Source organism: Actinoplanes sp. SE50/110, assembly GCF_900119315.1.
Classification (GTDB): Bacteria; Actinomycetota; Actinomycetes; order Mycobacteriales; family Micromonosporaceae; genus Actinoplanes.
This window is the reverse complement of the sequence record NZ_LT827010.1, coordinates 3,068,115-3,089,497: the sequence shown is the minus strand read 5'-3', so window position 1 is coordinate 3,089,497 and position 21,383 is coordinate 3,068,115. Positions and strand designations below refer to the sequence as shown.

Here is a 21,383-nt window from a genome sequence, read left to right as displayed (position 1 = left end):
CCACCATGCCCACATGGTGTCCGCTCGAAAACCCGGTGTCGATGTGACCAACATCCCGCGCGCCATCCTTTAGTTATACGGGTACAACTAACACGTGCCCCGCCGTTACCTGATCCTGGCGATCTGCTGCATGAGCCTGCTGATCATCAGCCTGGACGTCACCATCATGAACATCGCCCTGCCGGCCATCCGCGACGATCTGCACGCCCCGGTCTCCGGCCTGCAGTGGACCATCGACGCGTACACCCTGGTGGTGGCCAGCCTGGTGGTGCTGGCCGGCGCGACCGCCGACCGGGTGGGCCGGCGCCGGGTCTTCCAGACCGGTCTCGCCCTGTTCACCGTCGCCTCCCTGCTGTGCAGCCTCGCACCGCATCTGGAGGCGCTGATCGCCTTCCGGGTACTGCAGGCGATCGGCGGCTCGATGCTCAACCCGGTCGCCATGTCGATCATCACGAACACCTTCACCGAGCCGCGCGAGCGGGCCCGGGCGATCGGCGTGTGGGGCGCGGTGGTCGGCTTCGGCATGGCGCTCGGCCCGCTGGTCGGCGGTTTCCTGGTGCACGGGCTGGGCTGGCGGTCGATCTTCTGGATCAACGTGCCGGTCGGCGTCGCGGCGCTGATCCTCACCGCCCTGTTCGTGCCCGAGTCCCGGGCCCCGATACCCCGCCGGCTGGACGCGGCCGGCCAGGTCCTGGTGCTGGTGCTGCTGGCCACGGTCACCTTCGCGATCATCGAGGGGCCGGGGGCCGGCTGGTGGTCGCCGGAGATCCTGGGCTGTTTCACGGCCGGGCTGCTCGCCCTGCTCGGACTGCTGTGGTGGGAACCGCGTCGCGCCGAGCCGCTGATCGATCTCGGCCTGTTCCGCAGCCCGCCGTTCTCCGGGGCGGTGCTGATCGCGATCTGCGCGTTCGGCGGGCTGGGCGGATTCCTCTTCCTGAACACGCTCTACCTGCAGGAGACCCGGGGCCTGTCGGCGCTGCAGGCCGGCCTCTGGACGCTGCCGATGGCCGGTGCCACCGCGCTGGTCTCGCCGTTCGCCGGGCGGCTGGTGGCGAGCCGGGGAACCCGGCTGCCGCTGCTGGCCGCCGGGGCGGCGATGACCCTCGGGCCGATCCCGCTGACCTGGGCGCGACCGGACACCCCGGTCTGGCAGCTGCTGATCGGCTATCTGCTGTTCGGGATCGGCTTCGGGATGGTGAACGCGCCGATCACCACCACCGCGGTCGCCGGCATGCCGCGCGAGCGGGCCGGCGTGGCGGCGGCGATCGCCTCCACGTCCCGACAGGTGGGCAGCGCGCTCGGGGTCGCGGTGATCGGGGCGGTGCTGGCCTCCGGGCACCGGCACGCCGGCGCTGCCATCCTGTGCGGGCTCGGGGCGGCGGTGCTGGTGCTCGGCCGGCTCAGCACGGGCGACGGGGCGCGCACCCACACGCGTACCGCGGAAAGCGTCCCGGCATGAGCGCCGCCGAGCGCGCCTGGCGCGCGATGCGCGCGCTCGTCACCGAACAGCACGACGCGAAGGTCCAGGTCAGCGCGGCGCTGGGATTGAGTTTCGTCCGCGTGAAGGCTCTGCTCCTGCTCGCCGGAGGTCCCCACACGCTCAGCGAGACGGCCCGGCTGCTCGGCTGCGACCCGCCCTACGCCACGGTGATCACCGGCGACCTGGCGGCCCGCGGCCTGGTGACCCGCGAGCCGAACCCGGCGGACGGCCGGTCCCGCCTGGTCACGCTCACCCCGGCCGGCCGGGACGCGGCCCGGGAGGCGAACCGGATCCTGGGCACTCCCCCACCCGAGTTGCTCGCCCTGCCGCCCGAGGACCTGGCGGCCCTCGACCGGGTCCTGAGCCGGCTCGGACCGACACCTGGATGACACCCGCCGTCTGCCACGCCGGTCACCCCCGCGGCCCGGGGTGAGCACTGTGGGGCATCGACAGCCCGCCATCGAGGGATAGGTTGAGCACGTGGAGCATCGACGACTCGGGACCAGCGGGCTGTTCGTCAGCGAGGTCATCTTCGGCAACTGGCTCACCCACGGGGAGACGGTCGACGAGGCCGCGGCCACGGCGTGCGTCCGGGCGGCGCTCGACGCCGGGATCGACACGTTCGACACCGCGGACGTCTATGCCCAGGGGGCCGCGGAGACGCTGCTCGGCCGGGCGCTGCGGGGGCTGCCCCGCGAATCGGTGACGATCGCGTCGAAGGTGTGCCTGCCGGTCGGGGACGGGGCCAACGACCGCGGTCTGTCCCGCAAGCACATCATCCAGAGCTGCCACGACTCGCTGCGCCGGCTCGGCACCGACCACCTCGACCTCTATCAGGCGCACCGGTTCGATCCGGGCACTCCGCTGGACGAGACGTTCGAGGCCTTCGACACCCTGATCGGGCAGGGCAAGATCGGGTATGTCGGTGTCTCCGAATGGACGGCCGAGCAGCTGCGGCAGGGGATCGCGGCGAGTGCCGGGCTGCGGGCCCGGATCGTGGCGAACCAGCCGCAGTACAACATGCTGTGGCGGGTGATCGAGTCCGAGGTGGTGCCGGTCTGTGCCGCGGCCGGCATCGGGCAGGTGGTCTTCCAGCCGCTCGCCCAGGGGGTGCTGACCGGGAAGTACCGTCCCGGCGAGCCGGTGCCGCCGGGATCCCGGGCGGCGGCCGGCGGGCGGGCGCCCCGGTTCATCAACCGGGTGCTCGGAGACCGGCTGCTGGAGCGGGTGCAGGCGCTGCGGCCGGTCGCCGCGGAGGCCGGGCTGTCGATGGCGCAGCTCGCCGTGGCGTGGACGCTGCACCGGCCGACCGTGACCGCGGCGATCATCGGGGCGTCCCGGCCGGAGCAGGTCACGGAGAACGCGGCCGCCTCCGGCGTGCCGCTCGGCGATGATCTGCTGAAGCGGATCGACGAGGCGCTCGACGAGTTGGTCGACCGGGACCCGGCCAAGACCGCCAGGATGATGGCGGTCCGGCCGGGCTGGTCAGCCACACCGCCGGACTGACGGCGGTCCGTGGGCTGGTCGATCGGTGACGTGGGTCGGCCGGGTCACCCGGTGCGGCGACGGGGTGATCAGGAGAAACGGGCGGTGATCCAGTCGGCGACCAGGTCCGCGGACTGGATCACCGCGGTGTCGTGGGTCGCGTCCTGGATCGGCACGAACTGGACCGGCTGGCTGTACGCCTGCAGTTGCGGGATCAGCATGCCGGCCGTGATGTCGTAGGGGACGGCCTCGTCCGCGGTGCCCTGCACCACCAGGATCGGCGCGGTCGGGGCGGACTGCGCCGGGTTGTCGTACTGCGCGAGTTTGGTCAGCACGTAATCCGGCACCACGCCGTTGTTCACGAGCTGGGCGGCGGTCAGACTCTGGTAGGAGGCGAGGATCTCGTTGAGACAGCCCGAGTAGAGGACGCCCACCTTGGCCTTGGCCGGGGTGGCCAGGATGGTCAGCGGCTGCACACTCGGGTCGACGGCGTTCAGGCCGTACAGCGCCATCACCAGGTAACCCTGCTCGGCCGTGCCCGGGATGAACGGGGCGATGGTGTCCGCGTTCGACAGCGGGGCGATGCTGGAGGTGCCCTCCAACACCAGATTGCCGTCGTACGCGGGGGCGATCTGGCTGGCGAACAGCGCGCCCTGGCCACCCTGCGAGTGGCCGTCGATCGCGTACTGGGTGCTCAGCGACGCGTCGAGGTTGCGGGCCGCCTTGACGCTGTCGATGATCGCGCGAGCCTCGCTGGCGCCGATCAGGTACGGGTGCTGGCCACCCGAGCCGAGCCCCGGATAGTCCGTGGCGGCGACCGTGAAGCCGCGGTTGAGCAGGGCGGCGACCGCGATCCGGGCCTCCTCCCAGAACACGCTCTGGTTGGTCGACGGCGCGCACTGGTAGGCGAGCCCGGTGGTGCCGTGCGCCCAGGCGACGACCCTGTTCTTCCTACCGGACTTCGGGGTGAGGATCAGCCCGGTGGCGGTGATCGTGCTCCCGGTGATCGAGGTGGACAGGTACTGCACGCGCTTGCCGGTCGCGAGGGCGGACAGCTCGGCCGGAAGGGTGGCGGTCGAACTGCTCAGCACGTACCCGGACGCCAGCGTCGCGGCAGCCGGTCCGGCCGCCACGACGGTCACCCCGCACGCACTCAGCAATGCGGCGAGGAGCAGGCGGACGATCTTTTTCATGGACACCCCGTTCCGTTCTGTTTCATTTCTGATCCTGTCGATCCGATATGGATGATCGGTAGAACGCAGCGTAATCCCGATCACAGCACGGTGCAGGAGCATTCCCGGCTAGAGATGTCTGACCCTTCAGTTGTCCGCCCACGTCACTAGGCTGATGGATGAACGTCATTAGAAAGATCGAATTAATCAGCTCTTCAAAACCGATTACACACCGCTCGGATACGTCTCCGGCTCGTGCGTGTTCACCCGCAGCGTGTGCAACGGCCGCAGCCCGTGCGACTCGTCGAACCAGAGGAACGCGTCGTACCGATCGCCCAGCACGGTCGGCACATAATTCGCCCAGCGCTCCCGCTCCGGCCGGTACACCACCCCGATCGCCCGGTGCGGCAGGATCGTGGTGAGCAGGTCCGGGCCGTCCGAGCCGGCCGGGAAGACGAACAGGCCCCGGGCCGGCGCGGTCAGGTGCAGGATCTCCTCCAGCGACCCGGCCCGGGCCGGTGGCACCCCCATCATCTCCATCGGCGCGCCCCACTGCGGCCCGGCCACCACACTCCCCCGATACGTGCCCATGCCGACCAGCAGCACCTCGTCCCAGCCGAACCGGTCCCGGGCCAGCTGACCCAGCGTCACCTCGCCGTGGTCCACCTGGTCGGTGGCGCGGGCGTCACCGACGTGCGTGTTGTGCGCCCAGACCACCGCCTTCGATCCCGGCCCATAGTGGTTGAGCAGGCGATCCAGCGTCTCGTCCATGTGCCGGTCGCGGCCGTTCCACGCCTCCGGTCCGCCGCGCACCATGTTCCGGTAGTAACTCTCCGCTCCGGCGACCACGGCCGCGTTCTGCCACACCCCGAAATCCCGCCCGCGGAGGCCGGCGAGCATCCGGACGACCGCCTCCGCACAGGTCGCGTCGACGAACTGGGTGGCCCAGCCGTACGCGTTCGGATCCTCGTCGAACGGCTCGAAACAGCGGTAGGCATCCAGCGCGACCGGGACCAGATCCGGGTCGTGCTCCCGCACCCAGGTGAGGATCTCCCGCATCGACTCCCACAGCGAATAGACGTCCAGACCGTGAAAACCGACGCGCTCGCCGGGCGGGCGGACGGCGTTCAGGCCGCGCAGCCAGCGCGTGAAATCGACCGATTCCTCATTGGCCCACATCCAGGTCGGCCAACGGTCGTAGCGGATCAACGCCGACCGCGGATCATCGGGAGCGCCGGGGCCGCCACGAACCGCGGCGTCGACCCGTTCTCCGTCGGGCCAATCCCCCTCGACGGCGACGAACGAAAACCCGCGTTCCTCGATCAACCGCTGCGTCAGAACGGAACGCCAGGCGTAGAACTCGTGCGTGCCGTGGGTCGCCTCACCGATCATCACGATCCGCGCCGACTCCGCCCGATCGAGCAGAATCTCCAGATCACCCGGGTCCCGCAGCTCCCGCGCGATCGACGCCACCTCGTCCCCGTACCGGATCATTCCCGGACGCTTACCCCGCCCACCCACCCCTATACGTCCGATTTTACCGATATGGCGGTACGGCAGTGACCGGGCCGCGCCCGGCCCGACGTGCCGTGTTCGCGGGGGGACCTGGCCACCCGGCAGCTCCGGGCCGAAGATGGGCTGATGGGACGCTCCACGCTCTACCAGGCCGCCGGTGGGGCGGCGGGAATGCTCGCCCTCGCCACCGACTTCCACGCGCGCTGCCTGGCCGACCCGGTCCTCGAGCACCCGTTCTCGCACCTCGACGACCCGGAGCACGTCCAGCACCTGGCCGCGTACTGGGGCGAGGTGTTCGGCGGGCCGCCCACCTATTCCGGCCGGCACGGCGGCCACTCGGGCATGCTGCGGATCCACGCCAACCAGTGCGACGAGGACCCGTTCTCGGGCCGGTTCCTGGAAGTCTTCGACGAGGCGGTCGCGCACACCCTGCCCGACGACCCGGCGCTGCGCGGCGCCCTGCACGACTACATGGTGGCGGCCACCCGCGAGGTCGCCGCCGTGTTCCCGGCCTCGGCCACCGTCCCGGACGCCCTGCCCATGCCGCACTGGGCCTGGTCCGGCCCCACCGGCGGCGACTCCTAGGCCGAGCCGGTGATCACCTGCGTAGTGCACTACGCCATCGGACAACGCTCGCGCCCTACGTCTTACCGCGGCTGCTGGCACGTAGTTGGCCCCTGCGTCCTCCACTACGACCGCACCTTCATGCGCCCCTTCGTCCCCACCGCTTGACCCAGCGCCGCCCCGCGCCCACCACCATCCATTCGCCCGCGCCCGACCCGCGCGCCGGAGCCGTGCCGCGTGAGAGACCAGCGCAGCCCGGACGGCGGGCCGGTCACGCCCGCCCGGGGGATCCGAGCCGGGAGCACGACCGAGGTCGGGCCCGGGAGACCGGGCCGAACTCCACTCGGACGATCAGCCACGAAAGGGGGAGCCGGACCGGGACGGCCGACGTCAGCGCGACCGTGTACCGGTGCCGCCCGGGAAATGGGCTGCGTGATCGAGCCGGGCGGTCCGGGGGTCAGCGCAGTTGGAGGGCGGCGAGGTCGGCGCAGCGGGAGGTGTCGGGGACCTTGATGCCGCCGAACGTGGCGCCGAACTCGGTGAAGCGGAGGCCCTCGGCGCCCGGGAAGTCCAGTTGGATGGGGTAGGGGCGGCCGGCGGTGGCGATGTAGAGGGTGACACCGGGGGCGTACGTCAGGCCGATCGCCGGGATGCCGTGTATCTGGAGCGGGGCGGTCTTCGTCAACGGGGTCGTGGGCTTGAGCAGGGTGCGGAGCAGCACGGCCGGGTCGAAGAAGTGGCTGATCCCGGCGACGTCGGTGGCGTCGGCGCGGAGCCAGCGGTCACCCAGGCGTTTGCGGGCCACGCCCTTGGGGTCGACCGCTCGCCAGAACTCGGCACCCGGACGCACGTAGTGGTGGCCGCCCACGGTGAGCAGTTGCCCGCTGGCCTGCGGCAGCCAGACCGAGCCGATCACGTCGTCGCCGGAGATGCGCAGGTCGAGGGCGAACCGCGGACCGGCCGAAGCGGCCGTGACGCCGCTGCCCGCGCCGGGTGGCACGGCGCCACGGGGGATGACGCCACCGCGGGCGCCCGGGCCGGGACCGGACGACGGGACGGCACCGACGCCGTTCTCCCCGGTGTCGTCGAGGGTGTCCTCCCCGGCCGTGGAGGCTCCCGGCGCGGGGGAGGCGGGCGCCGAGGGGGCGGGCGCCGCGAATTCCCGGCGGGACGCCGGCGAACCGGGCGTGGCGGGTCCGCCGGGGGTGGTGCGCGGCCTCGGTGGGGCGTGGTGGCCCGGCTTCCCGTGCGCGTCGGTCGTGGCGGATCTGCCCGGGGCGGTGTGGGCACGCGGCCCGGCGGAGGAGGCCGGGAGGCCGGGTGCGGCGCCCGCCGGGGCGGAACCGCCGGGTGACAGGGAGGCGCCGGGGGCGGCCGGGGTGCCGGCGGCCGGTGGCGTGGTGGCGGCGCCCGGCGTCTGGGTGGGCCGGGGTGGGCTCAGCGTGCCGGCCGGGACGGTGCTGCCCCGCAGGCGGAAGGAGCCGGCCGCTTTCAGGGCTCCCTCGGCGTCGGACAGGATGGCGTCCGCGTCGAGGCCGGCGATGCCGTTGGCGGGCAGTTTCACTTCCGGGGAGCGGGGGCGGGCCATGTGCACGGTGCTGCATCCGGCGAGCAGGGCCGCGGCGGCGGTCAAGGCCAAGGCCGCTCGCGAGGCACGTTTCATGAAGCCGGTTACCCCCGTTGTGTCGGCGGGCTGCGGCCCGCGCGCGTGACGATAGCCAACGCCGTCCACTGCCCCAAGATCGACTTGGCCGGATGCAACGCTCGTCACGGCCGGCCGGGACACCGGCCGGCAAGGTGACGGCCGAGGCGAGGGGCCGGACGAGGCGGTCCTGGCGGGTTGGGGGTGGGCCATAGGATGGCGGGATCCGCCGGCCGGGAGAGGGGGGCACCGGATGTCCTTTTCGGAGACTTTGGCGCAGCTGCTCAAGGCCCGTTTCCCGGTGCTCTACGTGGAGACGTTCGAGGAGCAGCGCGCCCTGCACCGGATCGCCGCGGTCGCCGGTGACGAGGTGCTGGTGCGCACGCCGCGGGGGCTGTGGACGTGGACGCTGACCGGTGGCCTCATCCCGCCGGACGGCAAGCCGCGCTCCGGCACGCACGGGGCGGCCGGCGCCCTGCAGGCGGTGCAGCGGGTGGACGAGCCGGGGGTCTTCGTCTTCCGCGACCTGCACCCCGCGCACGTCGACGGGCAGTATCCGCAGAACATGGAGCTGATCCGGCTGCTCCGGGACACCGCGCAGGCGTTCCGGTCCGGCTCGCAGCCGCGCACCCTGGTGCTGCTCTCCCCGGTGCTGAGCATCCCGGCCGAGCTGCGGAAAACGGTGACCCTGGTCGAGTTTCCGCTCCCCGGGGCGCCTGACCTGCACGGGCTGCTGGACGCGATGATCCGGGCGAACGCCGCGTCCGGGCGGATCCGGATCGACCTCGACGACGCCGGGCGGGAGCGGTTCGTGGCCGCGGCGGCCGGGCTGACCATGGAGGAGGCGGAGAACGCCTTCGCCCGGGCGATCGCCAACGACGCCGTGCTCGACCTGGAAGACGTGCGGATCGTGCACGACGAGAAGCAGCAGACCGTACAAAAATCGGGTTTTCTGGATTTTGTTCCCACCGAGATCGTGCTGGACGATGTCGGCGGCCTGGGGAATCTGAAAGCCTGGCTGGTCAAGCGGAACGGTTCGTGGCTGCCCGAGGCCGCGGAGTGGGGGCTGCCGGCGCCGCGCGGCGTGCTGATCACCGGCGTCCCCGGCTGCGGCAAGTCACTGACCGCCAAGGCGATGGCGACCGCGTGGAACCTGCCACTGCTGCGCCTGGACGTGGGTCGGGTCTTCGCCGGGCTGGTCGGCTCCAGCGAGCAGAACATGCGCTCGGCGCTGCGGGTCGCCGAGGCGGTGGCGCCGTGCGTGCTGTGGATCGACGAGATCGAGAAGGGGTTCGCCGGCGGTGCGGTCGGTGACTCGGGGACCGGCGCCCGGGTGTTCGGCACGTTCCTCACCTGGATGCAGGAGAAACGGCGGCCGGTGTTTGTGGTCGCCACCGCCAACGACTTCGAGGGGCTGCCGCCGGAGCTGCTCCGCAAGGGCCGGTTCGACGAGGCCTTCTTCGTCGACCTGCCCAGCCGGGCCGAGCGGGCCGCGATCTGGCAGGTGCACCTGGCCCGGGCGCTGCGCCACCCGCGGGTGGCCGGTGACCTGCTGGTCGACCCGGATCTGCGGGCCGATCTGGCCGGGCTGACCGAGGGGTACTCGGGCGCCGAGATCGAGCAGGCGGTGATCGCCGGGCTGTTCGACGCCTTCTCCGAGCGCCGGCCGCTGCGTCGCGACGACCTGGTGCGGGCGGTGATGAGCATCGTCCCGCTCAGCGTCACGCAGGCCGAGCGGATCGCGGCGTTGCGCGGCTGGGCCCGGAACCGGGCGGTCCCGGCGACCGCCACCGACGATGGGGATTTCCGCAACGAGACGGGGAGTGTGCGGTGAGCGTTTCACTACTGCTGGTGCCGCTGGCACTGGCCGGGGCGGCCGCGGTGCAGGCCCGCGCCGAACGCCGGTCGAACGGTCAGACGCTGGTCCAGGTGAACACCCGGATGCGCGATGTGACCCTGCTGGCCGACGCGCTGCGCGACACCGGCGCGGTGGTGTCCGGCGGCGAGGCCGCGCTGACCGCGCGCTGGGGTGACCAGGCCCTGACCTTCGGACGCGACGCCGACGGCATCTGGTCGGCGCACGCCGACGGAGTGGGCGTGGAGCGGGCGGTCGAGTTGATCACCGCGGTCGACGCGGCGTACGGACGGCGGGTGCAGCAGGCCGTCCTGGACCGGATCCGGGCACAGGCGCCGGCCGCCGGGCTGCGGCTGGAGTCCGAGTCACGGCAGGACGACGCGAGCGTCCGCCTGGTCTTCGAGGTGGAGACGGCATGAGCAGCCCCCGCATCGTGGTCACGGTCAGCGGCGACGGTCAGGTGAGCGCGGAGACCCTCGACATCCTGGGTGAGGAGTGCCTGAACTACATTGCCGTTCTCGAAGATCTGATCGGCGGTAAGGTGCGGCACAGCGCCTGGACCGCCGACTACACGCGCCAGGCACAGCATGTGCAGGAACAGCAGGTGAACCGTGACGTGGACCCCGCCTGACGGGACCGGCCCCTACCAGCCCCCACCGCCGGCCGGGCCGGGCGCCGGCTGGCGGATCGGGCACAGCATGTGGCTGTTCTTCCCGATCCTCGGGTTCGGCTGCCTGTCCGGCGGCGGTTTCCTCTACGTCGGCCTGCGCGCCCACCGGCCCGCCTGGTGGATTCCGGGGATCGTCTACAGCGTGCTGTCCATCGCCGGGTTCACCATCGGCGGCTCCGCGCCCACCGACTCGCTGCGGCAGAACCTCTCCTACGCCGTCCTGTTCGGCGCCTGGCTGGTCAGCATCTTCCACGCCGCCCTGATCAACGGCGCCTGGCTGCGCTGGCTGGCCGGTTATCAGGCCTGGCAGGCGCAGATGCGGGCGGTCTGGGTGGGCCAGCAGCCGACGTCCTTCGCGCCGCTGCCGCCGTACCTGCAGGGCGTGGTCGCACCCCCACAGCAGTTCTACAACACCGCCCCGGGCTACCAGCCGGCGCCGGTCCCGCAACCGGCCGTCCACCAGCCGTCCACCCCGGCGCAGGTGGACGTCAACACCGCCACCGAGCAGCAGCTCGCCACCCTGCCCGGCCTCACCCCCGGCCGGATCGCCCAGGTCCTGCAGTCCCGGCAGCAGCGGCGCGGCTTCCTCACCGTCGACGACTTCGCCGCCGCGGCCGGCCTCGCCCCGCACGAGTTCGTCGCCATCCGCGACCGGCTCACCTGCAGCGCGGCCCCGCCGCCGCCGGACGACACGACCAGCGGCCCGTACGGCCGCGTGGTGGATGTCTGAGCCGCCGCCGGTCGTCGTCGCCCGGTTCCTGGAACGCACCCGCGCCGAGGGGCCGGGCGAGCGGACCGCGGTCTGGGTGCAGGGCTGCTCGATCCGTTGCCCCGGCTGTTTCAACCCGCACCTGTTCACCCCCCGCGGCGGCACACCGGTTCCGCCGGCTGAGCTGGCCGCCCGGATCCTGGCCACCGGCACCGACGGGGTGACGCTGCTCGGCGGCGAACCGTTCGACCAGGCCGCCGGGCTGGCCGCGGTCGCCGCCACGGTGCGGGCCGCGGGTCGCACAGTGATGACCTTCACCGGTTACGACCACGCGGAGCTGCGCTCCCGCGCGGACCAGGGCGTCGCCGGGCTGCTCGCCGCCACCGACCTGCTGGTTGCCGGCCCGTTCCGGCAGGATCTGATCGACCGCGTACGCCCCTGGGCCGGCTCGACCAATCAACAGTTCGTGCATCTCACCGATCGGCTTCCGGTGGACGTGACCCCGGACCGGCTGGAAGTGACCGTCTCCGGCACCGGTGACATCGCCGTCAACGGCTGGGCCGACACCGAGACCCTCGACGCCCTGCTGGCCGGGCTGCAGACCCGGCGCCTGAAGCCGCGGTGACACCGCCGTGAAGCCGGCCTCCCGCACGCTGCCACCATGGACGAGAACAACGGTGTGACGGTGCGCGGCTTGCGCAAATCGTTCGGTGGCACGGTGGTGCTCGACGGCGTCGACCTGGACGTCGCCGAGGGGACCACGGTCGCGCTGCTCGGGCCGAACGGCGCGGGCAAGACCACGGTGGTCCGGATCCTGTCCACCCTGATCGGCGCCGACGCCGGCGAGGTCACGGTGGCCGGGCACGACCTGGCCCGGGACCCGGCCGGGGTGCGCGCCGCGATCGGGGTGACCGGGCAGTTCTCCGCGGTCGACGACCTGCTGACCGGGGCGGAGAACCTGGAACTGATGGCCGACCTGCACCACCTCGGCCGGGCCGGTAGACGGGACCGGGTGGACGCGCTGCTCCACCGATTCGAACTGGAGGACGCGGCCGGGCGGACCGCGGCGACCTACTCGGGCGGGATGCGGCGGCGGCTCGACCTGGCGATGACACTGATCGGACGGCCGCGACTGATCTTCCTGGACGAGCCGACCACCGGGCTGGACCCGCGCAGCCGGCGGATGCTGTGGCAGATCGTCCGGGAACTCCTCGCCGGCGGGGTGACCATCTTCCTGACCACGCAGTACCTGGACGAGGCGGATCAGCTCGCCGACCGGATCGCGGTCCTCGACGGCGGGCGGATCGTGGCGGCGGGAACACCGGCGGAACTCAAACGCGGCGTGCCGGGAGGACACGTACGGCTGCGATTGCGGGATGCCGCGGCGCGGGAAGCCGCAGCGGACCTCTTCCCGGACGCGTCCCGGGAGGACGACGACGCGCTGGCGGTGCGGATCCCGCGCCGGATCCCGGTCCGTGAGCTGCTCGACCGCCTCGACCGCGGCGGCATCGAGGTGGACGAGCTCTCCGTGCACTCCCCCGACCTGGAAGACGTGTTCCTGGCGCTGACCGGTCCGAAGGAGGCCGGACGATGAGCGACGCGATGACCATGCTGCGACGCACCGTGAAGCACACGTCCCGCAACCCGGGCGCGGTCATCATGACGGTGGGCCTGCCGGTGGTCCTGCTGCTGCTGTTCGTCGGGGTGTTCGGCGGCTCGCTGAACGTCGGCATGTCCGAAGACGACTACATCCAGTACGTGGTGGCCGGCGTTCTGCTGATGACGGTCGGTTACGGGGCGACGACCACCGCGCTCGCGGTGAACCGGGACATGACCGCCGGGATCATCAACCGGTTCCGGACCATGCCCATCTCCCGGGCCTCGGTACTGACCGGGCACGTGCTCGGCTCGAGCATCCGCACCCTGGCCAGCGCGACACTGGTCGTCGCGGTGGCACTGGCCCTCGGCTTCCGCGGCGACCCGGACCCGGCCCGGTGGCTGGCCGCGGCCGGCCTGCTGGCCCTGCTGACCGTGGCACTGACCTGGCTCGCGGTGGCGGTCGGGCTGGCCGCCCGGACCGCCGAGGGGATCGCGCCGTTCACCCTGCTGGTGCAGCTGCTGCCGTTCCTGAGCAGCGCGTTCGTCCGGCCGGAGGCGATGGACGGGGCGGTGCGGTGGTTCGCCGGGCACGAACCGTTCACACCGATCATCGACACGCTGCGCGGGCTGCTGCTGGGCAGTGCGGTCGGGGATGCGTGGCGGTCGGCGGTGCTCTGGTGCCTGGTGCTGGCGGCGGGCGGCTACCTGTGGGCGCGGCTGCTGTTCCGCCGCGACCCCCGATAAGCCGGCGCCGCCGCCGGTGACAGCGCCGTCGCCCGCCAGCGGCCTGGCATCGTCTATCGCTTCTCCGCAGGGATTCGCAGCAGGGCCAGCGCGGCGGCGCGCACCGCCTCGTGGTCCAGGTCGGGGCCGGTGCCGCCGGCGACCGCGACGGTTGCCTGGAACGTCCCCGAAAAGCCGAAACGCTCGGCCAGGTCGCGGTGCCCGTCGTCCGGCTCCCCCCGGGCGGCACGCACCTCGGCCAGGGCCATCAGCAGCACCCCGCACACCCGGAACGACACCACCGGCACGTCGGGCAGCAGCGCCGCCAGCCGCCCGGGCAACTCCCCCGCGAGATCCTGGACCAGGTCGAGGCGGCCGTGCCGGCAGTGCACCAGCACCGCGACCCCGACCATCTCGTTCGCCCACAGCCCGGGGGTACGACGCAATGCCCGGGCCGCCTCCCGCCAGAGGGCCAGGCCGCCGTCCACGTCACCGCGGCCGAGCAGGATCTCGGCGCGGGTGCAGCGTTCGAACAGCATCCGGCCGGCCTCCTCGTCGAGAACGCCCCGGCTGAGCACCTCCAGTCCCTGCTCGGCCCGGTCGAAAGCACCACGCTGCAGGTCCGCCAGGACGATCGCCCAGCGAGCCCGGGCCGCACTCGCCGAGGCGCCCAGCTCCTCCATGATCGACAGTGCCGCGTCGAGATGCCGGAACGCCTCCTCCCCCGGCGCGGTGCGCAGGCACAGCTCACCGATCCGCCCGTGGGCCACCGCCCGCAGCCACGGATGCTCGCCCTGCAGACAGACCAACATCGCGCGGGCCGCGGCGACCGCGGCGACCGGATCGTTGGCGTTCTCGGCGACGTAGCTGAGCGCGTAGTTGGCCAGCCCGGCGACCAGCGGGCTCCCGCCCGCGGCCGGCGGTCTCCCGCCGGCCGCCACCGAACCGCCGCTCCCCGCGTCCCGGCCCGCCCCCGAGACCACCGAACAGCTGCTCCCTTCTACCGGGGTTCCGCCCGTCGCCAGCGCTGCGAGGTCGGGGGCGCAGATCACCGTCTGGGCCGCGCCGGCCAGCGTGGCCGGGTCGGGCGAAGGCAGCCGGCGGAGCACGGCCAGGGCGCGCAACGACGGCGAGCCGGACACCAGGAAGGCGATCGCCGTGCACCACACCGCGGCGGTCCGGACGGTCTCCACCTGGGCCGGGTCGGGCCGGAACCGGACCAGCGCGCCGGGCGCCTCGGCGGCCAGCGCGATCAGCCGGTTCACGTTGGAGTCGGTGACCCAGAGCGTGCCGAGCAGCGCCGTGGTCGAGGCCACCGTGGCGGCGTCCCCGGCGGCCAGCGCGCTGCGGTGGGCGCGCACCAGGTTGTCATGGTCGGCGCGGAACCCGTCGACGCCGACCACCAGGGCCGCGGCGAGGTCCGGTTCGTCGCGGACGCCCAGGTCGCGGGCCCACGCCAGGAATGCCGCCTCGTCGGCCGGCCCGGCCTGGGCGAAGGCGAACTCGCGGACCGTCTCCAGCATCACGAACCGGGTCCCGGCCGGACTGTCCTGCACCTTGACCAGCGAATGCTCGACGAGCCGGGCCACCGCGTCAGCGCCGAGCAGGTGCCGGACAGCCCCCGCGTCCTCGCCGAGCACGTGCCGGGCGGTGTCCGCGTCCTTTCCGGACACGGGCCTGGCGAGTACCTGCCGGGCGGCCTCCGCGGTGAAGCCGCCGGGGAACACCGACAGGGCGCGCATCGCCGCGCGGCCCTCGTCGTCGAGCAGGTGCCAGCTCCAGTCGATCACCGCGTGCAGGGTGCGGTGCCGGTCCGGGGCGTCCCGGCTGCCGTCGCGCAGCAGGGCGAACCGGTCGTCCAGACGGTGGCCGATCTCGGCCGGGGACATCACCCGGATCCGGGCGGCGGCCAGCTCGACGGCGAGGGGCAACCCGTCCAGCCGGCGGCACAGCTCGCGGACCGGGCCGGCCGGCAGGTCAGCGGCCGGGCGAGCCGCGCGGGCACGCTGGGTGAACAACTCGACGGTGGTGTCGAGATCGAGTTCGGCGAGCGGATAGACCGATTCTGACCAGATTCCGAGCGGGGCCCGGCTGGTGGTCAGCACGGTCACCGCACCGCTGCGCGCGATCAGCGCCTGGACCAGGCCGGCAACGCCGTCGAGCACCTGCTCGCAGTTGTCCAGCACGAGCAGCGCCGGCCCGGGGGTGAGCGCGCCGGCCACGCCGGACAGCAAGGCCTGCTCCGGGACGAAGGCGGGGGCTGCACCGGAGCGCGAGGCCCGCTCCGGGACGAGGGTGGGGGCCGTGCCGGCGACCGGGTCGGGGGCTTCGGCGACGCCGAGGGCGGTGGCGACCTCGGGGAGTACGTCGGCGTCGCGGGTGACGCCGGCCAGCTCGACCACGAAGATCATCCGGTGGCCGGCACGGCGGCCGACCGCCTGCGCGAGGCGGGTCTTTCCGAGGCCTCCGGCCCCGACGATCGAGACCACCCTCGCGGTACGCAGCAGTGCTCCGACCGCCGCGATGTCGTCCTCGCGCCCGAGCAGCTCGTTCGGCTCGAAGCGCAGGCCCTGGCGGACCACCGGGGCGTCGCTGAGCAGCAGCTCCCGGTGCGCGGCCCGTAGCGCCGGGCCGGGCTCGGTGCCGAGTTCGTCGCGCAGTTGCCGACGGTAGGTGTCGTAGCGGATCAGTGCCGCGGCCGGCCCCTGCGTCGCGGCCTCCACCCGCAGCAGGTCGACGAGTATCTCCTCGTCGCGCGGCCGGTCCACGGCGATCCTGGCGAGTTCCTCGTAGCCCTGCCCGAGCCGTCCAAGCGCCAGCGCCCGAGCCCGGAGCAGCGTCTCCCGCACCGTCGCGCGGGCGGCGCGCAGGGCACCGAGGGGACCGTCCGCCTCCGGACCGCCGAACAGCGCCAGGCCGGCGTCCGCGGCGGCCACCGCGGCGGCGTGTGCGCCGGCCCGGGCGTGCCGTTCGGCGTCGGCGGCCCGCAGCAGTACCGCCGACGCGTCCACCTGCTCCGGCGTCAGGGTGAGCCGGTAGCCGGTCGGGGTGCCGCGGATGACGTCCGGGCCGAGCCGGGCGCGCGCCCGGGAGACCAGGGTCTGCAACGCCTTCGACGGATGTTCGGGCTGCTCGTCGGGCCACAGCTCGCCGATCAGCCGGCCGGCGCCGCAGCCGCCGGCGAGGTCACCGGCGAGCAGGGCGAGCAGGTCGGCCAGCCGGGCGCCGCTGATCGGGACGCCGCGGGCGGCCACCCGGGACAGCAGGGTCAGCTCCACGGCTATCACTCTCGCGCGATCGGCTCGGCAGGACCAGAGTCACCGTTGCCACTCCCCGGCCATCGCAGCGACGACGCCGACGGGGAGGCGGCAGGCCCCGCGACGCGCGGCTGCCCCATCCGCGTCGTCGAACGCCGAAGGCGGCAACGGCGGGGAACACGGCGGTCACGACAGCGCTGCCCGAAGCGCAGGAGCGCCGGGGGTGTGGCGGTGGTGGCAGCGCTATCCACGGGGCAGCAGGGCGAGGGTGGCGGCCAGCTGGGAATGGCGCGGCTCGGGCAGGGCGTCCAGGGGCGCCCAGGCCAGGTCGTCGAATTTGTGCGGCTCCCCGATGCGTACGCGCCTGGGATCGATCTTGACTGTGAAGATCACCGCCACCCAGTGCGACGGCGGATCGGCGCGCAGCACGTTGCGCACCCCGAGCAGCTCGATGGTCTCGGGCGGCGCGACATACTCCTCGATCACCTCGCGGGTGACCGCCTCCTCGAAGGTCTCGCCGAACTCCAGCGCGCCGGCCCCGCAGTCCCATGTGCCGGGCTCGTCGCGGGCCCGGGCGGAACGCCGCGCCAGCAGGATCCGGCCGGCACCGTCGTGGCACACGAAAACACAGGAGACCGAAGGCTTCACCCGGAACATCCTGTCAAACCGGCCGGATTCTAGAATCATGGCCCGATATGGACGAGATCCCCATCGGCCCGGCGGGACCGGCCGACGCCGGCGAGATCCTCACCCTGCAGCTGGCGGCCTACGTCACCGAGGCCCAGCTGTACGACGACCCGCACCTGCCCGCCCTGACCCAGACCCTGGACGAGCTGACCGCCGAGCTCGCCGACGGCCTGGCGCTGAAGGCCACCCTGGGCCACCGGATCGTCGGCGCGGTCCGCGGCCGCCTGGACGGCACGGTGCTGCGGATCGGCCGGCTGACCGTCGCCCCCGACCTGCGCGGCCGTGGCCTGGGCACCCGGCTGCTGACCGCGATCGAGCGCGCGGCGGCCGGACAGGCCGAATGGTATGCGCTGTTCACCGGCCATCTGAGCGAGACGAACATCCGGCTGTACGAACGCGCGCGGTACGAGGAAACCCATCGGGAGCAGGTCCGACCCGGCCTGACCCTGGTTCACCTGATGAAGGAGAACGCCTGACGGCCGGCCGGCGACGTGAGCCGCCGGCCGCCCGGGTGGATCAGGCGTCGACCTCGGGACGGTCGTCGGTCGCCCACAGCGTGTGGAACGAGCCGTCCTTGTCGACCCGGCGGTAGGTGTGCGCGCCGAAGAAGTCGCGCTGGCCCTGGATCAGCGCGGCCGGCAGGCGCTCGGCCCGCAGGCCGTCGTAGTACGCCAGCGCCGAGGAGAAGCCGGGGGCCGGGATGCCCTGCTGGGCGGCGGTGGCGACGACCCGGCGCCAGGCGTCCTGCGCGCCGCTGACCGCGTCCAGGAAGTAGTCGTCGACGAGCAGGGTGGCGAGCTCCGGGTTCTTGTCGTACGCCTGCTTGATGAAGTCGAGGAACTTGGCCCGGATGATGCAGCCGGCCCGCCAGATCTTGGCCATCGCGCCCGGGTCGATCGCCCAGTCGTACTCCTTGCTGGCGGCCTGGATCTGCTGGAAGCCCTGGGCGTAGGCGACGATCTTGGAGGCGAACAGCGCCTGCTCGACGTCGGCGCGCAGGTCGCCGCCGGGGTGCTCGGCGCCGGCGGCCGGGCCGGGCAGACCGGCGTCGGCGGCGGCCTTGCGGACGTCGGCGCCGCCGGACAGCGCCCGGGCGAACACCGACTCGGCGATGCCGCTGACCGGCACGCCCAGGTCGAGGGCGGCCTGCACGGTCCAGCGGCCGGTGCCCTTCTGCTCGGCCTGGTCGAGCACGATGTCGACGAACGGCCGGCCGGTGGCCGCGTCGTTCTGCTTGAGCACCTCGGCGGTGATCTCGATCAGGTACGACCCGAGGCGGCCCTCGTTCCACTGCCCGAAGACCTCGGCGATCTCCTGCGGGCTGAGGCCGCCGACCTGGCGGAGCAGGTCGTAAGCCTCGGCGATGAGCTGCATGTCGGCGTACTCGATGCCGTTGTGCACCATCTTGACGAAGTGGCCGGCGCCGTCCGGGCCGACGTGGGTGCAGCACGGCTCGCCGTCGACCTTGGCGGCGATGTCCTCCAGCAGCGGGCCGAGCGCGTCGTAGGACTCGCGCGGACCACCCGGCATGATGCTCGGGCCGTGCAGCGCGCCCTCCTCGCCGCCGGACACGCCCATGCCGACGAAGTGCAGGCCCTGCGCCTTGAGCGCGGCCTCGCGGCGGCGGGTGTCGGCGTAGTGCGCGTTGCCCGCGTCGATCAGCATGTCGCCCTCTTCGAGCAGCGGGGCGAACTCGTCGATCACGGCGTCGGTGGCCGGCCCGGCCTTGACCATGATGACCACCCGGCGGGGGCGCTCCAGGCTCTGCACGAACTGCTCGGCGGTCTCCGCGGGGAGGAACGTGCCCTCCTGGCCGAACTCCTCGACCAGCTCCTTGGTGCGGCTGTAGGACCGGTTGTGCACCGCCACGGTGTGCCCGTGCCGGGCGAAGTTGCGGGCCAGGTTGCGGCCCATCACCGCAAGGCCGGTGACTCCGATCTGCGCCTTCTGCGACATCCCTACGTCCTCTCGTAACCGGCCCGTCACGGGCCCCGCGCTCTTTTCTACGGGATCGGGCAGGTGGAAGTTCGATCACGTCCACGTGGTGAACAGCTCAACCCGTTCGGGGCCGGGCGGGGTGGACGCGGCGGTGATCGGCGCGGCGGTACGCTTCCAGCCATGCCGAACCGGACCAAGCCGTCATCCGGCCGGTGCTGACGTGCGCCGGGGCGAGATCTGGACCATCGGCGACCGCTCCGATCTGCGCTATCGGGTGCTCGTCCTCTCCGCGGACAGCTACAACGAACGCGACAACGCCTCACCCTACTGCGCCCCGATCGTGCGTCAGCGCGGTGTGACCGAGCTGCCCCCGTTCGCCGTCGCCCTCACCGAGCAGGACCCGATCACCGGCGTGGTGGTGATCAACCGGATGCGCCGCCTGCCGGCCTCGGTCGGCGCCGAACGGATCGGCATGGTCACCGGTGCCAGCATGGCCCGACTGACCGAGGCGATGCGGGACTTGTTCGAGCTCTGACGCCGCCGAAAGTCTTACGCCTGACCGGGTGACTGTGGCCGGCGGAGAATGATCGGGGGATGTGTGGGCCCCGCCCGCAGGCGTAACAAGGAACCCGGATGCGGGGCGGGGAGGTCGTACAGGTGGTTGGTCGGGCGGTCGCGCAGGCGCTGAGCGAGCGGCGGGTCCGGGCGGACGCCGTGGTCGAGCGGGCGGTCGGCCTGCTCGCCGGGCGGGCCCGGTGCCGGATCGCCGACGCGTACCGGCACCTGCTGCGGATCGCCGCCGAGCAGGGCGCCGACCCGGCGGTGGTGGCCGGCCGGATGATCCGGCTGCTCGACCACGTGGACGCGCCGCTGTCGCCGTTCACCGGGGCCGATCTGGTCACCGACCGGCTGGCCGGGGTCGAGGAGCTGGCCGGGCTCGGCTGGGGCGAGTGGGACCTGGTCACCGGCGAGGTCTACTGGTCGCCCCAGCTGTACCGGATCTATCAGCGCGATCCGGCGCTCGGCCCGCTGAGCCGCGCCGAGGGCCGGCTGGCCGGGGTGTCCGACGGCCTCTCGCTGCGCGACGCGGCGCTGGCCGCCACGCAGAGCCGGGACCGTGTCGAACTGGTCAAACGAGTCACGATCAACGGCCGGATCAGACGCCTGCGTACGGTCGTCGACACCGTCCGCGACCCGGACGGCCGTCCGATCCGACTGTTCGGCATCGTGCAGGACGTCACCGAGCAGCCGGTCAGCGCACAGCGGCTGGCCGAGGTGGAACGCAAGCTGGACGAGCAGCGCCGGGCCGCGGACGCCGAGCACGACCTGGCCCTGCGTCTGCAGGAGATCATCCTGCCGATCCCGGACGAGCCGATCGAGCTGCCCGGTCTCAAGGCTGCGGTGCGCTATCTGCCGGCCGGGCAGGAGACCATGGTCGGCGGCGACTGGTTCCACGCGGCCGCCCTGCGCGACGGCTCGGTGCTGCTGGCGGTCGGCGACGTGGCCGGGCACGGCACCCAGGCGGCCAGCAACATGGCCCAGTTACGGCACGCGCTGCGCGCGCTGACCGTGGTCGACAGCGACCCGGCCACCCTGCTCGGCCACCTGAACCGGCTCACCTGCGAGCTGGAGTCGGAGACCCCGGAGCTGGCGGCGACCGCGGTGATCGCCCGGTTCGATCCGCACCGGTTCCGGCTGACCTGGGCGCAGGCCGGGCATCCGCCGCCGCTGCTGTGCCGGGGCGGGCGCACCGAGGCGCTGCATCGCCCGGCCGGCCCGATGCTCGGAGTGCTGGAGGACGCCCGGTATGCCTCGACAGTGATCGATTTCCGCCCGGGCGACGTGCTCCTGCTCTACACCGACGGGCTGGTCGAGCACCGCGGGCAGAGCCTGGACACCGGACTGAACGCGGTGATCCACACGGTCGACGACGCGGTCCGCGCCGCCCCGCTGCAGCCGCTGGCCGAACTGGTCGGCCGGCTGCGCCGGGCGAACCCGGACGACGACACCTGCATCCTGGCCGCCCGCCCGTCCACCGGCGGCACCCGGGATCTGCGCCACCACCTGCTCGGCCGGAATTGATGGCG

Annotated in this window: 20 protein-coding genes; 14 read left to right on the top strand and 6 right to left on the bottom strand. The window is 72.8% G+C overall.

All coding sequences use genetic code 11. The features are described from left to right. The first annotated feature begins 94 nt into the window (after positions 1-94). The 3 genes from ACSP50_RS13675 (at position 95) to ACSP50_RS13665 (ending at position 2,986) form a co-directional block, all read left to right on the top strand. Positions 95-1,459 carry an MFS transporter gene (locus ACSP50_RS13675; protein ID WP_014689813.1) on the top strand — a complete coding sequence of 455 codons (1,365 nt, stop codon included), beginning with the start codon at positions 95-97 and terminating at the stop codon, positions 1,457-1,459. Further along, on the top strand, positions 1,456-1,869 hold the full coding sequence (locus ACSP50_RS13670; RefSeq protein WP_014689814.1) for a MarR family winged helix-turn-helix transcriptional regulator: 414 nt from the start codon (positions 1,456-1,458) through the stop codon (positions 1,867-1,869). The genes ACSP50_RS13675 and ACSP50_RS13670 overlap by 4 nt, the downstream gene beginning before the upstream one ends. 91 nt (positions 1,870-1,960) lie before the next feature. Then, positions 1,961-2,986 (top strand): aldo/keto reductase family protein, encoded by a 1,026-nt coding sequence (locus ACSP50_RS13665; RefSeq protein ID WP_014689815.1) that lies wholly within the window; start codon positions 1,961-1,963, stop codon positions 2,984-2,986. A gap of 68 nt (positions 2,987-3,054) precedes the next feature. Here ACSP50_RS13665 and ACSP50_RS13660 read toward each other — a convergent pair whose 3' ends face one another. Next, positions 3,055-4,158, bottom strand: coding sequence for an alpha/beta fold hydrolase (locus ACSP50_RS13660; protein ID WP_014689816.1), 1,104 nt, complete (start codon positions 4,156-4,158; stop codon positions 3,055-3,057). Positions 4,159-4,362: 204 nt separating this feature from the next. Then, positions 4,363-5,631: an erythromycin esterase family protein gene (locus ACSP50_RS13655; protein ID WP_014689817.1), complete on the bottom strand. Its 1,269-nt coding sequence runs from the start codon at positions 5,629-5,631 to the stop codon at positions 4,363-4,365. Positions 5,632-5,778: 147 nt separating this feature from the next. On the opposite strand from ACSP50_RS13655, the gene ACSP50_RS13650 reads away from it, so the two are divergent. Next, positions 5,779-6,237 carry a group II truncated hemoglobin gene (locus ACSP50_RS13650; RefSeq protein WP_014689818.1) on the top strand — a complete coding sequence of 153 codons (459 nt, stop codon included), beginning with the start codon at positions 5,779-5,781 and terminating at the stop codon, positions 6,235-6,237. Positions 6,238-6,673: 436 nt separating this feature from the next. Here the strand turns inward: ACSP50_RS13650 and ACSP50_RS13645 are convergent, their stop codons facing one another. Further along, complete coding sequence (locus ACSP50_RS13645) at positions 6,674-7,855, bottom strand: hypothetical protein (RefSeq protein ID WP_014689819.1); 1,182 nt, start codon at positions 7,853-7,855, stop codon at positions 6,674-6,676. 256 nt (positions 7,856-8,111) lie between these two features. Between ACSP50_RS13645 and ACSP50_RS13640 the strand changes: the two genes are divergently transcribed. From ACSP50_RS13640 to ACSP50_RS13610, 7 genes are read left to right on the top strand one after another with little or no spacing between them, the layout of a single operon-like run. Continuing rightward, a complete protein-coding gene (locus ACSP50_RS13640; protein WP_014689820.1) occupies positions 8,112-9,692 on the top strand; it encodes an AAA family ATPase in 1,581 nt (526 codons plus the stop codon). Beyond that, on the top strand, positions 9,689-10,132 hold the full coding sequence (locus ACSP50_RS13635; protein ID WP_014689821.1) for a hypothetical protein: 444 nt from the start codon (positions 9,689-9,691) through the stop codon (positions 10,130-10,132). The genes ACSP50_RS13640 and ACSP50_RS13635 overlap by 4 nt, the downstream gene beginning before the upstream one ends. Further along, positions 10,129-10,344, top strand: a complete 216-nt coding sequence (locus tag ACSP50_RS13630; RefSeq protein ID WP_014689822.1) for a DUF2997 domain-containing protein — start codon at positions 10,129-10,131, stop codon at positions 10,342-10,344. Before ACSP50_RS13635 ends, ACSP50_RS13630 begins: the two co-directional genes overlap by 4 nt. Then, positions 10,325-11,113 carry a helix-hairpin-helix domain-containing protein gene (locus ACSP50_RS13625; RefSeq protein WP_014689823.1) on the top strand — a complete coding sequence of 263 codons (789 nt, stop codon included), beginning with the start codon at positions 10,325-10,327 and terminating at the stop codon, positions 11,111-11,113. Before ACSP50_RS13630 ends, ACSP50_RS13625 begins: the two co-directional genes overlap by 20 nt. Beyond that, a complete protein-coding gene (locus ACSP50_RS13620; RefSeq protein ID WP_014689824.1) occupies positions 11,106-11,717 on the top strand; it encodes a 4Fe-4S single cluster domain-containing protein in 612 nt (203 codons plus the stop codon). Before ACSP50_RS13625 ends, ACSP50_RS13620 begins: the two co-directional genes overlap by 8 nt. 36 nt (positions 11,718-11,753) lie before the next feature. Beyond that, positions 11,754-12,686 carry a daunorubicin resistance protein DrrA family ABC transporter ATP-binding protein gene (locus ACSP50_RS13615; RefSeq protein ID WP_014689825.1) on the top strand — a complete coding sequence of 311 codons (933 nt, stop codon included), beginning with the start codon at positions 11,754-11,756 and terminating at the stop codon, positions 12,684-12,686. After that, a complete protein-coding gene (locus ACSP50_RS13610; protein WP_014689826.1) occupies positions 12,683-13,435 on the top strand; it encodes an ABC transporter permease in 753 nt (250 codons plus the stop codon). The genes ACSP50_RS13615 and ACSP50_RS13610 overlap by 4 nt, the downstream gene beginning before the upstream one ends. A gap of 53 nt (positions 13,436-13,488) precedes the next feature. Here ACSP50_RS13610 and ACSP50_RS13605 read toward each other — a convergent pair whose 3' ends face one another. Beyond that, entirely contained in the window at positions 13,489-16,692 is a 3,204-nt protein-coding gene (locus tag ACSP50_RS13605) for a BTAD domain-containing putative transcriptional regulator (protein ID WP_014689827.1), read from the bottom strand. Positions 16,693-16,914: 222 nt separating this feature from the next. Beyond that, positions 16,915-17,292, bottom strand: a complete 378-nt coding sequence (locus tag ACSP50_RS13600; RefSeq protein WP_231956927.1) for an NUDIX domain-containing protein — start codon at positions 17,290-17,292, stop codon at positions 16,915-16,917. Positions 17,293-17,366: 74 nt separating this feature from the next. On the opposite strand from ACSP50_RS13600, the gene ACSP50_RS13595 reads away from it, so the two are divergent. Beyond that, a complete protein-coding gene (locus ACSP50_RS13595; protein WP_014689829.1) occupies positions 17,367-17,834 on the top strand; it encodes a GNAT family N-acetyltransferase in 468 nt (155 codons plus the stop codon). Between the two features lie 40 nt (positions 17,835-17,874). On the opposite strand, the gene gndA is transcribed toward ACSP50_RS13595, so the two are convergent. Further along, on the bottom strand, positions 17,875-19,314 hold the full coding sequence (gndA, locus tag ACSP50_RS13590; protein ID WP_014689830.1) for an NADP-dependent phosphogluconate dehydrogenase: 1,440 nt from the start codon (positions 19,312-19,314) through the stop codon (positions 17,875-17,877). Positions 19,315-19,516: 202 nt separating this feature from the next. Here gndA and ACSP50_RS13585 point away from each other — a divergent pair, with 202 nt between their 5' ends. Further along, positions 19,517-19,831, top strand: coding sequence for a type II toxin-antitoxin system PemK/MazF family toxin (locus ACSP50_RS13585; protein ID WP_014689831.1), 315 nt, complete (start codon positions 19,517-19,519; stop codon positions 19,829-19,831). A 98-nt stretch (positions 19,832-19,929) separates the two neighbouring features. Beyond that, a complete protein-coding gene (locus ACSP50_RS13580) occupies positions 19,930-21,378 on the top strand; it encodes a PP2C family protein-serine/threonine phosphatase (RefSeq protein WP_014689832.1) in 1,449 nt (482 codons plus the stop codon). The last annotated feature ends 5 nt before the right edge of the window (positions 21,379-21,383 follow it).

Bases quoted from the DNA above. Each gene is read 5' to 3' on its own strand.
- ACSP50_RS13670 (WP_014689814.1), top strand. From the start codon at position 1,456: ATGAGCGCCGCCGAGCGCGCCTGGCGCGCGATGCGCGCGCTCGTCACC.
- ACSP50_RS13660 (WP_014689816.1), bottom strand. From the start codon at position 4,158: ATGAAAAAGATCGTCCGCCTGCTCCTCGCCGCATTGCTGAGTGCGTGC.
- ACSP50_RS13655 (WP_014689817.1), bottom strand. From the start codon at position 5,631: ATGATCCGGTACGGGGACGAGGTGGCGTCGATCGCGCGGGAGCTGCGG.
- ACSP50_RS13650 (WP_014689818.1), top strand. From the start codon at position 5,779: ATGGGACGCTCCACGCTCTACCAGGCCGCCGGTGGGGCGGCGGGAATG.
- ACSP50_RS13640 (WP_014689820.1), top strand. From the start codon at position 8,112: ATGTCCTTTTCGGAGACTTTGGCGCAGCTGCTCAAGGCCCGTTTCCCG.
- ACSP50_RS13630 (WP_014689822.1), top strand. From the start codon at position 10,129: ATGAGCAGCCCCCGCATCGTGGTCACGGTCAGCGGCGACGGTCAGGTG.
- ACSP50_RS13620 (WP_014689824.1), top strand. From the start codon at position 11,106: ATGTCTGAGCCGCCGCCGGTCGTCGTCGCCCGGTTCCTGGAACGCACC.
- ACSP50_RS13615 (WP_014689825.1), top strand. From the start codon at position 11,754: ATGGACGAGAACAACGGTGTGACGGTGCGCGGCTTGCGCAAATCGTTC.
- ACSP50_RS13610 (WP_014689826.1), top strand. From the start codon at position 12,683: ATGAGCGACGCGATGACCATGCTGCGACGCACCGTGAAGCACACGTCC.
- ACSP50_RS13595 (WP_014689829.1), top strand. From the start codon at position 17,367: ATGGACGAGATCCCCATCGGCCCGGCGGGACCGGCCGACGCCGGCGAG.
- gndA (WP_014689830.1), bottom strand. From the start codon at position 19,314: ATGTCGCAGAAGGCGCAGATCGGAGTCACCGGCCTTGCGGTGATGGGC.
- ACSP50_RS13580 (WP_014689832.1), top strand. From the start codon at position 19,930: ATGCGGGGCGGGGAGGTCGTACAGGTGGTTGGTCGGGCGGTCGCGCAG.